The organism is Arcicella sp. GW822-FHT02H01 (assembly GCF_058802005.1).
In genome coordinates this window covers 502,352-516,588 of record NZ_JBXANT010000001.1, presented here as the reverse complement: position 1 = coordinate 516,588, position 14,237 = coordinate 502,352, and the positions used below count along the sequence as shown (strand labels likewise).

The following is a 14,237-nucleotide window of genomic DNA, read 5'->3' as shown; positions in this document are numbered from 1 at the left end:
TCTGGCGAGAAAAGATAATTTTATCAAAAATAGAAACAAGTAAATTTGTCAGTAAATAAGAAGCTAGGAAAGGCTACTCATAACATTATTGATAACAATGTTATGAGTAAAAGAAGGTATTAGTTTTGGCCTGCTAATAGATAAAGCACGGCCATTCTAACGGCAACGCCGTTTTCAACTTGGTCTAGAATAATCGAATGATGAGAATCAGCAGCATCTGAAGTTAACTCTACTCCACGGTTAATCGGACCGGGATGCATCACTATGATTTCTTTATTCAATTCATCCAGCATTTTTTTATTAATACCGAAGTATAAAGAGTATTCCCTCAGTGTAGGGAAATACTTGATTTGTTGTCTTTCTAACTGGATTCTCAACACATTGGCTACATCGCACCAAGCGAGGGTTTCTTTGACATTATGCGAAACCTTTACTCCTAATTCGTTCACATACCGAGGAATCAAGGTTGAAGGCCCACAAAGCGTTAGTTCAGCACCTTGCTTACGAAGCGCAAAAATATTAGAGAGGGCTACGCGTGAATGTAAAATATCTCCAATAATAGCAATTTTCTTTCCTACCAAATCACCACCTAATTTTTCACGCATTGAAAAAGAATCGAGTAATGCTTGTGTTGGGTGTTCGTGCGTACCGTCACCAGCATTGACAATATTGGCAGCAATGTGTTTTGAAAGGAAATGAGGTGCTCCGGGGCTTGCATGACGCATCACAATCATATCCACTTTCATCGCCAAAATATTGTTGACAGTATCAAGAAGTGTTTCTCCTTTTTTTACTGAACTACCAGAAGCAGAGAAATTGATTGTATCTGCGGATAAACGTTTTTCTGCCAATTCAAAGGAAAGCCTTGTTCGGGTTGAATTTTCAAAAAAAACGTTAGCAATTGTTACATCACGGAGGGAGGGTACTTTTTTGATGGGGCGATTAATTACTTCTTTGAACTCTTTGGCAGTTGCCATAATGAGTTCTATGTCGTCGGGTGTTAAATCCTTAATCCCCAAAAGATGTCGAGTACTTAGTTTTTGCATACTATTTTGTAATTAACCAAATGTTGTCGGCTTCGTGCCCTTGTTCTTTCCATTCTACCAATACCTTCTCAGTGGCAAGAGTATTTACTTTTTTACCAACATAATCAGGATTTATTGGTAAATCTCGGTTATAAATTCTATCAATCAAGACGCATAATTCCACTTTTTTAGGTCGTCCGAAAGCCGTCATTGCATCCAAGGCTGCTCTCACCATTCTACCAGTTGCTAATACATCATCAATGAGTATAACATTCTGATTTTCAATGATAAAAGGGATTTTGGTAGCATTGGCCTTTACTAATTCACGGCGACGATAATCATCACGATAAAAAGTAGCATCCAAATAGCCTATTGGAATTTTAACACCTGTAATTGATTCTAATTCTTGATGAATTCGCTTGGCAAAAAAAATACCCCTTGGTTGTAAACCTATAATCACAGAATTTGAAAAATTCTGGTGATTCTCTATCAATTCTTGACAGAGACGGCTAATAGTAATGCCTAGTAGAGGACTGGATAGGATAAGTTTGTGTTGCATTGAGTTTTGAGATTACTTAACCTCGATGAAAAGTAATCATGGCACAAAGATAAGTATGCTTTATGAATAGCTGAAGGATGAGAGCAGAATTTTTTATGCTGTTCACCTTTTTAATTGCTATTTGCTTGAATTTAAGTGTTGAAATACTAAGATAAAAATCTTCTATGGTAATTAATTTGTCCTAGATGATAAGTAAGATGCCCGTGTAAATGAATCAGAAAGTACTGGGTAGTCATTTCATACCCTAAAACATTTTCAGCATATATGGCTGTTAATTGTGTAGATGATAATTTTGAAAGAGTAGCCGTTACAATATCAAAAGTTTCATTGATGGCTTCCAATATTTCTTGACGAGGAATGTTTTTAGCAGAAAATTCGGCTTCACGGTTTCTGATATAATCAATATTCCCCAAATTTTTGCCAATATAAGTTTTTAGATTTCCGATTAAATGTAAAGCCAAGTTACCTCCTGCATTATTGATTCCATCAACCTTTTCCCACAGGAGGCTTTCGTATTGATATTGCTCTATTTCTCTGTAAAGTACTTTCAAATCTCTTTGAAATAATTTTAGTAAATCTTCAGTCATGTATGTATAATTTAGTAGTCCTTTTCTTAAACAATTTAAGAAAAGGACTACTGGGTGTTAATAATAAATATCTTCAATTCTGAATAAATGCATCGGCATGACGTGTGGGTCTAAATCAATATAATTGTATTCCCCACGCCAAACGTACTTAGCACCAGTAACCAAATCGTGTACGATATACTCCTGATCTGGATATTTCTGAATCAAATGTAAGGGAATTCTAACGTATCCACTTTGGCGATTGTGTCCATCGAGGTTTACAATACATAAAATTCTATTGCCATTATGATGTGTTTTCAAATAAGCCAATATTTGGTCATTTTGAATATCACAGAAGGTAATATTATTGGTTCTTTGTAAGGCAGAATTCTCAATTCGAGCATGATTAGTTTGACGAATAATATACGTCAGCTTATTCTCCATTTGCCAATTCCAATGCTTGATTTCGTATTTTTCAGAATTCTTGTACTCTTCTTTATTAGGATTTCCTTCATTAATCATGTGTTCAAATACAGGACCGAAAATACCATAGTTTGAAGAAAGCGTAGCCGCCATGAAATAACGAATAATAAACATGGGCTCAAGACCACTTTGCAAAATCCAAGGAAGAATATCATGCGTATTTGTCCAGAAACTAGGACGCATATATTGGCTTTGCGCTGTTTTGGTCAATTCATCCATATAGCTAATTAATTCATATTTTGAATTTCGCCATGTATAATAGGTATAAGATTGCGTATAGCCTAATTTCGCCAATTGAGCCATCACCTTTGGTTTAGTAAAAGCTTCTGCCAAGAAAATCATATCTGGATACGCCGCTTGCACTTCTGCAATTATCCATTCCCAAAAGGCAAAAGGTTTCGTATGTGGATTATCAATACGAAGAATTCTTACTCCCCAATCAGCCCAAGTCATGATGATTGTTTTCAATTCTTCCCAAAGCTCTTTCCAGTTTTCAGTTTCAAAATTGATTGGGTAAATATCTTGGTATTTCTTAGGAGGGTTTTCTGCATATTGAATCGTGCCATCAGGACGGATTTTAAACCATTCTGGATGTTCTTTAGCCCAAGGGTGGTCGGGTGAACATTGAATAGCCAAATCCATCGCTAATTCAATACCCATTTCTTTACAAGCACCAATTAAATGTTTAAGGTCATCTAATGTTCCTAATTCAGGAAGAATAGCAGTATGTCCGCCCAATTCAGACCCAATTCCATAAGGAACGCCTGGTTCACCTTCTTGATAAGTAGTACTATTATTTTTCCCTTTTCTGAATTGTTTTCCAATAGGATGAATAGGCGGAATGTATAAAACATCAAAACCTAAAGATTTTAAACGGGGAAGTACATTCTCTTCAACGTCTTTAAAGGTGCCATGCTGTCCTCTTTTAACCGATGCCGAACGTGGGAACATTGAATACCACGCAGAAAAGGCAGCTTTTTCTCTATCTACCCAAATTTTCAGGTGCTTATGAATCGTAGCGTGTTGTCTGTCTGGATATTGTTCTATCCATTCATGTAATTTATGGTTGTAGATAAATCCAATGGCTTCGTTATAAGTATTGGAATCTTTAAAAAGGTTTGCGATAGCTTTTAATTCAATTTTATCTTCTTTTGAAGCAATCTTTATCATCTTTTCAATGATACTTGCCCCAACCAATAATTCTATATTTACATGCTGACCATCCTTGATTTTCATATCTATTTCATGGTGCCATGTAGCTGCATGATCTACCCAAGCTTGAATAGTATACGTATAAAAACCATTTTTTGAAACTGGAAAATAAGCTTCGTAGTGGTCACTGTTGACAAAATTCATTTTTGTTTCAGTCCAATCCTCGTCTGTCGAAAACTTATATAGTAGTTTTGCCGCCAGTTGGTCATGTCCATCCAAGAAAATATCAGCTTCTACTTTGATTGTATCCCCCTCAAAAGCTTTGATAGCGTAGCGTCCTGCGTCCAGTTGAGGACTAATATTTTCAATAATTACTCTTTGTTGTCCTTGAATTGTTTTTGAAATCATATTTGTATATCAAAATGGTTAAAAAGTTAACTACTAAGCATTTAAAAATATGTAGTAGTACAATATTCTAAAATTAGACTAAAAAATAACAGGGAAATTGATTAAATTTATGTAATTATAGTAAAAAGTAATTAATTTCACATGATTGCCTGTTTGTAATAAATGCCGATGCAATATTTTTATTTTACAGTGAAAATGTTGTACTTATTTGCGACAATATAAAAAGTAGTATATTTTAAGCCTTAAATTTATAAACGCTGTGAAAAAGATCATCGCTTACTCAACCCTATTTTTGTTGGTAGGAACATCCTCTTTCGCCTACCGAATCGAACAAATTCCCACTAAAGGCTTTGCCGAAGAAGGTATCGCTCGTTATTATGCTGCCCATTTGCAAGGTAAATATACTTCTTTTGGTGAAAAGTATGACGACACCCAGCTTACAGGTTCACATTCGAAGTATCCCTTAAATACTATTGTTAAAGTAATTAATCTGGAAAACAATCTCACTGTTGAAGTTAGGATTAATGATTATTGTAAATGTGAAGAGGAGGGTAGAATCATTAATCTTTCTAAAGAGGCAGCATCCAGACTAGGCATGATGGCTAGTGGAAAAGCTAGAGTAAGGGTAGAAGTTATTTCTCCCACTATTTCATCTAAGAGGGTTTCTGAAAAAATAGCGGATAGTATCGTGCCAGATAGGAGAGAGGTTTTCTCTAAAGATAGTGGTAAGAGTTATGAGAATAACATCTATGTTAATTCAGTCGTTAGCTCAGTTTCTGCTCCTGCGTCCTTTTCACCAGAAAGAACTTATGATATCAATGGGATAGAAAAATTTCCTAAAGGTTTTGCAGTGCAAGTTACAGCTGTTGTCAATTTAGGATCTGTTCACGATTTGTATGATGAGTTGTTGAAAATGGGTATTCATAAAGATGAAATTTTTATTCAAGTAACTCAAAAAGAATCAGGCAAACTCTATCGCTTATTGTTTGGCGAATATGCTTCTAAGGAATCAGCCAATGATAAAACCATTTGGCTTTCTCAGCATGGTTATACAGGAGTAGTACGTTCGCATTTTAATTTGTAATTGCATTTATAATATCAATAAAAAGGGGATGACAAATACTAAATTGTCAACCCCTTTTCTATATAATTATCATCGTCCTTGTGCTTTACTTTTAATAAGCAATAAACCTATAAAAGTAATCGCTCCATTGACTAATAGCTTCTCGAACCCGAATTGATAGCCATTCAACCATTCCTTAGAATTAGCATCAATAATATAAGTTAGAATAGGTGCTATTATACATACAAAGGGAACAAGTTTATCTTTAACAGGGATTTTAGTAAAAAGCCCGAAAGAAAATAACCCTAACAATGGACCGTAGGTATAACTAGCAATATTGAATACTGTAGAGATGATAGACTGGCTACTGACAGCATTAAAAATTAGGATAATAATAAAGAAAAGAGCAGAAAACCCAAGGTGAGTATAATGTTTGATATTGTTTCGCTGTTTCTCTTCATATTTTTCAATGTGCATGAAATCAATACAGAAAGCCGTAGTAAGGGCAGTTAGTGCTGAATCTGAACTAGCATAAGTTGCCGCAGTAATACCTAATAAGAATGTAATGGCAGCTAAAATGCCAAATTCACCACCTAGTGCTAATTTTGGATATAGCAAGTCAGTTCTTTCTGGAATCTGAAAGCCAATTTTATCAGCATAGATATAAAGCAAAGCACCCAAGCAAACAAACATTAAGGTAGTAATGGCGAAGGTACAGCAAAACCAAAACATATTTTTTTGTGCTTCACCAATGTTTTTACACGTCAAGTTCTTCTGCATCAAGTCTTGGTCAAGACCCGTCATTACAATAGCAATGAATATTCCTGCGATAAAATCTTTACTAAAATGATGCTTATAGGCAAAATCATCAAAAAAGAACATTTTAGAATACTTACTTTGCTGGATAGTAGAGATTAATTCTCCAAATCCTAAATCTAATTTATTGGCAATCAAAAATATTGTTAATACCAGTGCTGTAAGAAGAAAGAAAGTTTGAAGAGTATCCGTTACAATGATGGTCTTTACACCCCCACGGTATGTATAAACCCAAATAAGGGCGATAGTCACCAAAGCTGAAATCCAGAAGGGAATATTCCATGCATCAAAGATAGCTAGTTGCAATACCTGTACTGCTAAAAACAAACGAGCGGCTGAACCCAAAGTACGGGCTAATAAAAAGAAAGAAGAGCCTGTTTTATAAGAGACCTTCCCTAATCGTTTATCCAAATACGTATAAATAGAAATTAAATTCAAACGATAATATAAAGGGAGTAAAACCGTTGCTATTACAAAATAACCCACTAAATTGCCTAATATAATCTGATAATAAGAAAGAGATACTTTTCCGACATCACCGGGAACAGAAATGAACGTTACACCTGAGATTGATGTTCCAATCATACCAAAAGCTACTAACCACCATGGAGATTGTTTATTTGCGGTAAAGAAAGTATTAGTATCAGCACCCTTAGAAGTGTAATGTGCTACGACAATAAGCATTAGAAAGTAAACGGCTAAAATTCCGAAAGCAATTCCTGTAGTCATAAATTTTGGGTATTCAGTATTGTGAACACCAAATTTGATATTTTTTGTTAAATTTGCTATCATTTTAAAAGATAAATATTTTTACAAATGCGACCATTTGAACAATTCGAAGAAGAAGTTGATGTATTAGAAGAAGTTATTGGAGTAGATCAATGTGATCTTATCGTGTTTAATGACGAAGTAAATACATTCGATTTTGTTATTGAAACGCTGATTGATGTATGTGGACATTCGGCGGAACAAGCTGAACAATGTACATTGTTGATTCATTTCAAAGGTAAATGTGCTGTAAAGAAAGGTACTTTTGAAGAACTAGCTCCGATGAGAAATGATATTTGTCGAAGAGGAATAGCAGCGGAGGTTCAATAACCTTTTAGTATTTTACAATAATTATTTATTACTCCAAAATCAACATTTCTAATACTCTTGAATTATCCATCTAAGCTCATAGAAAATGCTGTTGAAGAAATCTCAAAATTACCTGGTATAGGGAAAAAAACAGCTTTGAGAATGGCTTTACATCTATTAAAACGAGATGAGAAGCAAACACTTAGTTTGTCGGAAGCCCTAACAGCTATGAGAACTAAGACACAGTACTGTATACAATGTCATAATATTTCTGATGACATTCTTTGTGGGATTTGTACAAACCCTAAAAGAGATGAGTCTGTAGTATGTATTGTGGAGGATACCCGAGATGTATTAGCGATTGAAAACACTTCTCAATTTCGTGGGCTTTATCATGTACTTGGAGGAATTATTTCACCACTCGAAGGAGTGGGTCCAGCAGATTTGAATATTGAATCTTTATTAAGCCGTATTACTGAGAAACAATCAGGCGATTCGGCTATAAAAGAAATTATTTTAGGCTTGAGTCCCACAATGGAAGGCGATACAACAGCGTTTTATCTTACAAAGAGATTAAAACCTTTGAATGTTAAAATTACGACGATTGCCCGAGGAATACCAATAGGGGGAGATTTGGAATATGCAGATGAGATAACGTTGGGAAGAAGTATCGTTAGCAGAATCGTATATGAGTAGGTATGATTTTTGCTAGTAAGTTACTAGTAAGATTGTATAAAAACCTGTTAATTATGAAAAGTACCTCAATCATCGTTCTTTTGATGGTCTTTCCTATAATAACCAAAAGTCAAAATCTTTTGAAAATAGGAAGAGATTCTACGGCACTATCGCCAATGATGAATGAATACCTACAAAGCTACCAGCAAAAAAATACGATTAAAGCTGTTCCTAAAAAAGCCATTGGAATATCCGAGCTTAAGAAATCAGTTGAAAATATTGATAATTTAACGATTATAAAACCTGATTTGGGTAACATGGCAAAGATGCCCGTTGTTAAGCCACCTAATAAAAATCACGAGCATTTACTTATTATTCCAAAAAAAAAATCGAAAAGAATTCCTTCTAAAAAAAATATTGAATTATTGAAAAAGGAAAAGTAAATTTCATTTTTATTCCAAACAAAATCTCCTATGAACCGTAAAAGTTTTTTAAAGACAACATTGGCATCGGCTTTTGCATTGTCTAGCTTAAATTCATTCAGTTTTTCATTAAGAAGAAGCTATAATGACAAATTGCCTAAATTGACATTAGAAGAAGTAATGCTTGAATCAGCGCCTTTCTCTTTAGCAGCGTTGCCTTATGCACCTGATAGTTTAGAGCCAAGCATTGATAAGTTGACGATGGAGATTCACCATGATCGCCATCATAAAGCGTATGTTGATAATTTGAATAAAGCTGTAGCAGGTACTCCTTACGAAAAATTATCTTTGTGGGATTTATTGAAAGAAGCTGGCAAAGCACCAGCCGCTATTAGAAATAATGCAGGTGGACATTGGAACCATACTTTTTTCTGGAACGTAATGTCGCCTAAAGCTGGAGGTTCTCCAAAAGGTGAATTATTGGATGAAATCAATAAGACTTTTGGTTCATTTGATAAATTCAAAGAAGAGTTTGCTAAAGCTGGCACTACTCGCTTTGGTTCTGGTTGGGCTTGGTTAATTGTTCAAGATAAGAAATTGGTGATTACTTCAACGCCTAATCAAGATAACCCTTTGATGGATGTTGCTGAAAAGAAAGGCTCGCCAATTTTAGCATTAGATGTTTGGGAACATGCATATTACCTTAAATACCAAAACAAACGCCCTGATTACATTACTGCATTTTGGAATGTTGTAAATTGGGATGCTGTTTCAAAGAATTTTGAAAACTTGAAGAAATAATCTTAATGGTTCTGCATATATGATTGATTAATTATGCAGAACCATTATCCATAAAGCTTGAATATATAGGTTTATCAATTTAACAAATAGGATAGAATTTGATAAATAACAATTACTAACATGACTTCTGAAACACTTCTCGACACAATCCCATCTCTTGATTTAGCAGACTTTCTTTCTGGCGATACTGCTCGAAAAGAAAAATTTGTACAAGATTTAGGAGCTGCCTTTAATAATATTGGTTTTGTAGCCATCAAAAATCATGGTTTAACAAAAGATGATACTGAAAAACTTTATGATAATGTTCAAAAGTTTTTTTTCTCGCCAGATGAACTAAAAATGCAATATGCCATCGAAGGCATTGCTGGACAAAGAGGGTATATTAGCAAGGGGAAAGAAACTGCCAAAGGTTTTAAAGTACCCGATTTAAAAGAGTTTTATCACGTAGGTCAGCCTAAAATTGATGATGGAGACCCTATTTGGGAAGAATATCCTGACAATGTCTTTCCTAAAGAGCAACCTGACTTCGAAACATATACACTTCATACGTATAAAACATTAGAAAATGCAGGCAAAACGTTGTTAAAAGCCATTGCATTGTATTTAGAATTACCAGAGGATTATTTTGAACAAAAAGTAAAGCATGGAAATTCTATTTTACGAGCTATCCATTATTTCCCTATCTTAAATCCAGAAGAATTGCCAGAAGGCGCTGTTAGAGCGGCTGCGCATGGAGATATTAATTTAATTACGTTATTGATGGGTGCCTCAGCGGAGGGGCTTGAGGTATTAAGAGCTGATGGCGTTTGGATTCCTATTACGTCTTTACCTGACTATGTGGTAGTGAATGTAGGGGATATGTTAGACAGACTAACAAACCATAAATTAAAATCTACGATTCATCGTGTGGTAAATCCTCCGAAAGAAAAACTAGGTACTTCTCGTTTCTCGATTCCTTTTTTCATGCACCCACGTTCTGAAATGAATTTAACGTGTTTAGAATCATGTGTGGATGCTACTCATCCAAAAATGTATGTTAACATGACGGCAGGAGAGTTTTTAAATGAGAGACTTATTGAGTTAGGGTTAAAGAAGTAAATATTATACTTATTTTTGTATCCATGAGATTTTTGTATCTCATGGATTATTTTTTATTATTCAATTCCACATATAGCTTTATAATTTATCCAAATGAAAAAAATCAGAAGACTTCTCTTTCTACAAGATGTTCTGATTCTTGCTTGCACTTCATTTGGAGGTCCCCAAGTACATTTGGCGATGTTTATTGATCGTTTTGTGAAGAAAAGAAATTATCTTACCGAAGCGGAGCTACTAGAACTCCAAGCATTATGCGGGTTCTTACCCGGCCCTACTTCAACACAAACGATTACAGCCTTGGGTTATAAAATTGGCGGACCCAATTTAGCTTATCTCACTTTACTAGTTTGGATTACCCCAGCCGTAACCATCATGACGGCAGCAGCCTTTGGGATGACTTATCTAAGGAATAGAGACATTATCAGATTTATTCAGCCAATAGGGGTTGCCTTTATTATGCATGCAGGATTTGTATTGGGGAATAAAGTCATTAAGAATGCTTCTGGAGTAATTTTAATGGTGCTAGCTTCAGGCTTTGCATTTTATTTTCAATCTCCGTGGGTTTGCCCGATTTCTTTGATTATCGGAGGAACATTTACCGCCTTTAATTATAAAGATTATCCTCGACAAACAAAACATAAGATGATTATCCCATGGGCTAATTTTAATGTCTTTTGGATTTTTCTGTTGTGCTTAGCCATCCTTGGGCATTTTACAGACTATGAACCTATTCGTTTATTTGAAAATTTTTATCGTAACGGAAGTCTGGTATTTGGCGGAGGTCAAGTGCTTGCTCCAATTCTTTATACAGAATTTGTTGAATTTAAGGAATTGGTCAGAGCAGATGATTTTTTAACTGGTATGGCACTTTCCCAAGCGTTGCCTGGCCCTGTATTTGCGCTGACATCTTATTTAGGAACGTTAGTGATGAAAGACGGAACTTGGTGGGAACAACTATTGGGCAGTGCCGTAGGGGCAGCAGGTATTTTTCTGCCGGGTACGTTCTTGATATTTTTTGTATACAGAATTTGGGGGCAATTAAAACAATACCGTGGAATTAGGGCTTCATTAGATGGTATAAATGCTACCTCCATCGGTTTGACATTGGCGGCGGCCATTACTTTTATTGTACCTATGGTGAAACAAGTAGATGTTGTGGGTCTTGTTACAGTCATCGGTACCTTACTTATTCTTCAATTTACGAAAGTACCAAGTTTCCTTATTTTTTTAGGAGGATTAATACTAGGCTTCATTTTTTAATTAGAAAGATGCCTCTTCTTGAAGGCTAATGGATTTTCGCCCATTATTTTTTTGAATATTCTATTAAAGTACGAAAGGCTTTCGAAGCCACATTCAAAGCAAGTCTCCGTAACGTTTTTATCAATTAATAATAAACGTTTTGCTTGGTTAACCCTATAATGATTCAAAAATTCAGTGAAAGTAAGCTTTGTCATTTTTTTGAAATACCTACAAAACGGAGCTTTGCTTAAATTGCTTAAGTTGGCTACTTCATCAATTTCAATTTTATGATGATAGTGCTCGTCAATAAAACTATAAATCTTTCTTAATCTTTCTTGTTCTCTTTTATTGTGCTGATTGTCAAATGGTTTTTCATGTAGTAACGTATAATCATTACTATCTGCTAATATTTTAAACAAAGCCAACACTTCCAAAAACTGTTTAAAAGGAGATAGCTCGTGTAACTGTTTAAGTCTCTTACCTACTACTTCCTTAATATTTTTCCCAAACGTTATGCCATGTTTTGAAAGCTCAAAAAGTTCATATACGCCTTTCAACTCGGGCGTATCTTGCAGTGTATCTTTTAGAAAACCCTCTTTTACTTGTAATACTATTTTCTCATAATCAGTTTTTAGTCCATAATCAAAATTGAGATGGGGAATATTGGAACCAATAAACGTTAAATCACTTTCTTCATACCTAGCTATATGGTCGCCTACATGGCGTGTTCCTTCCTGTTCATGAATTTCGATAAAAACCAATTCATATTCTGGATGAAAATGCCAGTAGAAAAAATTATTCAATTTTGGGTTGATATTCCAGTGAAAAGAACTGTTTTCATGCGACGGAATAATCTTTTCAAATTCTATTTTCATTATTTTGATAATTAGTATCTATTAATGTATTCTGTAATATCAATATCATTCAAATTTAGGAAAAAATTGATGTAGAAATGTAATTTAAAAGGCTACAAATTTGTATAAAAAAAACAATAATTATTTATACAAATTATGGGAAATCAAACTATGACCATGACGCCCACGATGATGCCTAATATGGCTCATCAGGAAATTCCGGGAAATCCATCTACTGCTACTAGCAGTCAAATAAAACTAAGAACTAGTATTAAAGATGGGAAAGCGCTGAAGGTATTAACAGAAGATGATTGGAATTTTTGGATAACTAATGGGTACGCCATCATCAAAAATGCTGTATCAAGAGAACAAGCTTTAAAAACAGCCGAATTTATTTGGGAATTTGAAGAAAAGAATCCTAATGATGCTAGCACTTGGTACACCGCTCCAAGAGCTGAAATGAAAATGAAAGAATTGACGGGTACAGGCATGGTAGAAGTATATAATAACCAACATTTGTGGAACAACAGACAAAACCAAAGAGTACACGATGCCTTTGCTGATATTTGGGGAACAGAAAAATTGTGGGTAACGATAGACCGTGCTAATTTGAATTTCCCATTACGTCCCGACTTCCAGTATAAAGGTTTTATTCATTGGGACTATGACCCTGAGACTAAACCTCAGAATGTTCAAGGCGTTCTGGCATTAGCCGACCAAACCGATGAAAATATGGGAGGCTTTCAATGTATTCCCGAATTATTTAGAACGTATGATACTTGGAAACTGACTCAGCCTGAGGATAGAAATCATTTTAAGCCTGATACCTCTGCTTTTGAGGACAAATTTGTGAAAGTAAAATTAGAAGCTGGGGACTTGCTGATTTTTAATAGTAGTCAACCGCATGGTATTCGACCGAACAAAAGTGAAGATAAAGTACGCATTGCACAGTATATTTCAATGATGCCTGCTGAAGAAGATAACGAAGCGTTAAGACAATGGAGAATAAACTCATGGAAAAATAGGGTAGCTCCAGAAGGCTATGCTTTTCCTGGTGACCCAAGAAATTGGGAGCAAACAAAATATCCAGTAGCTGAATTAAACGATTTAGGAGAAAAAATATTAGGGTTGACAAAATGGTAAATGATGCATAAACAAATTTATACTGAACTCAACAATGGTATACAAATGCCATTGTTGGGGCTTGGCGTATATGATATGTATAACCAAGAAGCGATACAAACTGTAAGCACCGCCTTAAAAATAGGGTATAGGTTAATTGATACTGCCACAATGTATGAAAATGAAGTAGAAATTGGCAAGGGAATTAAAGAAAGTGACGTAGATAGAAATGAGATTTTTTTGACAACTAAAGTTGACAATGTCAGCCAAGGATATGACAAAACCCTACAAGCTTTTGACCAAAGCATGAAACGATTGGATTGTGAATACATTGATTTATACCTTATTCACTGGCCAATGAAAGCAACTAGAAAAGACACATGGAAGGCTCTCGAGCATTTATACAGTACTAAACAAGTAAGAGCAATAGGTTTAGCTAATTATTTATTGCCATTTTTAGACGAACTAGATACTTATAAAACAATAGTACCCTCTGTTAATCAAATAGAGTTTAGTCCTTATTTATTTCAGAAATCTTTATGGGAGCGATGTAAGAAAGAGGGGATACAGCTACAAGCCTATACTCCTTTAGTAAGAGGTCAGCGTTTTAATGATGAGCGATTAATCGCTTTGAGTGAAAAATATTATAAGACTCCCGCACAAATTATTTTAAGATGGGCTATACAGCATAATATTTCAACCATTCCAAAATCATCAAGCCCTATCCGATTACAAGAAAACTTTCAGATTTTTGATTTTGAAATATCTGAGGAAGATATGAAAAAGATTGATGGTTTTAATGAAAATCTAAGGGTAGTAGAAGACCCTATGGAATTGTTATAAAAACAAAAACCTTTTCATTTTTAAATGAAAAGGT

Annotated in this window: 15 protein-coding genes; 9 read left to right on the top strand and 6 right to left on the bottom strand. The window is 34.8% G+C overall.

Going from position 1 to position 14,237, the window contains the following annotated elements; genetic code table 11:
- Positions 1-119: 119 nt before the first annotated feature.
- The 4 genes from AC1RNE_RS02280 to AC1RNE_RS02265 form a co-directional block, all read right to left on the bottom strand.
- Positions 120-1,046 (bottom strand): aspartate carbamoyltransferase catalytic subunit, encoded by a 927-nt coding sequence (locus AC1RNE_RS02280; protein ID WP_492799430.1) that lies wholly within the window; start codon positions 1,044-1,046, stop codon positions 120-122.
- A 1-nt stretch (position 1,047) separates the two neighbouring features.
- Positions 1,048-1,584 carry a bifunctional pyr operon transcriptional regulator/uracil phosphoribosyltransferase PyrR gene (pyrR, locus tag AC1RNE_RS02275; protein ID WP_492799429.1) on the bottom strand — a complete coding sequence of 179 codons (537 nt, stop codon included), beginning with the start codon at positions 1,582-1,584 and terminating at the stop codon, positions 1,048-1,050.
- A gap of 146 nt (positions 1,585-1,730) precedes the next feature.
- Positions 1,731-2,171: a DinB family protein gene (locus AC1RNE_RS02270; protein WP_492799428.1), complete on the bottom strand. Its 441-nt coding sequence runs from the start codon at positions 2,169-2,171 to the stop codon at positions 1,731-1,733.
- 57 nt (positions 2,172-2,228) lie between these two features.
- Positions 2,229-4,193 (bottom strand): alpha-1,4-glucan--maltose-1-phosphate maltosyltransferase, encoded by a 1,965-nt coding sequence (locus AC1RNE_RS02265; RefSeq protein WP_492799427.1) that lies wholly within the window; start codon positions 4,191-4,193, stop codon positions 2,229-2,231.
- A gap of 259 nt (positions 4,194-4,452) precedes the next feature.
- On the opposite strand from AC1RNE_RS02265, the gene AC1RNE_RS02260 reads away from it, so the two are divergent.
- Entirely contained in the window at positions 4,453-5,277 is an 825-nt protein-coding gene (locus AC1RNE_RS02260; protein WP_492799426.1) for a septal ring lytic transglycosylase RlpA family protein, read from the top strand.
- Between the two features lie 69 nt (positions 5,278-5,346).
- On the opposite strand, the gene AC1RNE_RS02255 is transcribed toward AC1RNE_RS02260, so the two are convergent.
- The gene (locus tag AC1RNE_RS02255) at positions 5,347-6,801 is read right to left on the bottom strand and encodes a sodium:solute symporter (protein WP_492803595.1); all 1,455 of its coding nucleotides are present in this window, start codon (positions 6,799-6,801) and stop codon (positions 5,347-5,349) included.
- An 87-nt stretch (positions 6,802-6,888) separates the two neighbouring features.
- On the opposite strand from AC1RNE_RS02255, the gene AC1RNE_RS02250 reads away from it, so the two are divergent.
- From AC1RNE_RS02250 to chrA, 6 genes are all read left to right on the top strand, one after another.
- On the top strand, positions 6,889-7,170 hold the full coding sequence (locus AC1RNE_RS02250; RefSeq protein WP_492799425.1) for an ATP-dependent Clp protease adaptor ClpS: 282 nt from the start codon (positions 6,889-6,891) through the stop codon (positions 7,168-7,170).
- 57 nt (positions 7,171-7,227) lie between these two features.
- Entirely contained in the window at positions 7,228-7,845 is a 618-nt protein-coding gene (gene recR / locus AC1RNE_RS02245) for a recombination mediator RecR (RefSeq protein ID WP_492799424.1), read from the top strand.
- Positions 7,846-7,898: 53 nt separating this feature from the next.
- Complete coding sequence (locus AC1RNE_RS02240; protein WP_492799423.1) at positions 7,899-8,267, top strand: hypothetical protein; 369 nt, start codon at positions 7,899-7,901, stop codon at positions 8,265-8,267.
- Positions 8,268-8,297: 30 nt separating this feature from the next.
- On the top strand, positions 8,298-9,047 hold the full coding sequence (locus AC1RNE_RS02235) for a superoxide dismutase (protein ID WP_492799422.1): 750 nt from the start codon (positions 8,298-8,300) through the stop codon (positions 9,045-9,047).
- A gap of 120 nt (positions 9,048-9,167) precedes the next feature.
- Positions 9,168-10,145, top strand: a complete 978-nt coding sequence (locus AC1RNE_RS02230) for an isopenicillin N synthase family dioxygenase (RefSeq protein WP_492799421.1) — start codon at positions 9,168-9,170, stop codon at positions 10,143-10,145.
- Between the two features lie 93 nt (positions 10,146-10,238).
- Positions 10,239-11,405, top strand: a complete 1,167-nt coding sequence (gene chrA / locus AC1RNE_RS02225; protein WP_492799420.1) for a chromate efflux transporter — start codon at positions 10,239-10,241, stop codon at positions 11,403-11,405.
- On the opposite strand, the gene AC1RNE_RS02220 is transcribed toward chrA, so the two are convergent.
- Positions 11,402-12,259, bottom strand: a complete 858-nt coding sequence (locus tag AC1RNE_RS02220) for a helix-turn-helix domain-containing protein (RefSeq protein ID WP_492799419.1) — start codon at positions 12,257-12,259, stop codon at positions 11,402-11,404. The genes chrA and AC1RNE_RS02220 overlap by 4 nt on opposite strands.
- Positions 12,260-12,394: 135 nt before the next feature.
- Here AC1RNE_RS02220 and AC1RNE_RS02215 point away from each other — a divergent pair, with 135 nt between their 5' ends.
- Positions 12,395-13,381, top strand: a complete 987-nt coding sequence (locus AC1RNE_RS02215; protein WP_492799418.1) for a phytanoyl-CoA dioxygenase family protein — start codon at positions 12,395-12,397, stop codon at positions 13,379-13,381.
- Positions 13,382-14,203 (top strand): aldo/keto reductase, encoded by an 822-nt coding sequence (locus tag AC1RNE_RS02210; RefSeq protein ID WP_492799417.1) that lies wholly within the window; start codon positions 13,382-13,384, stop codon positions 14,201-14,203.
- The last annotated feature ends 34 nt before the right edge of the window (positions 14,204-14,237 follow it).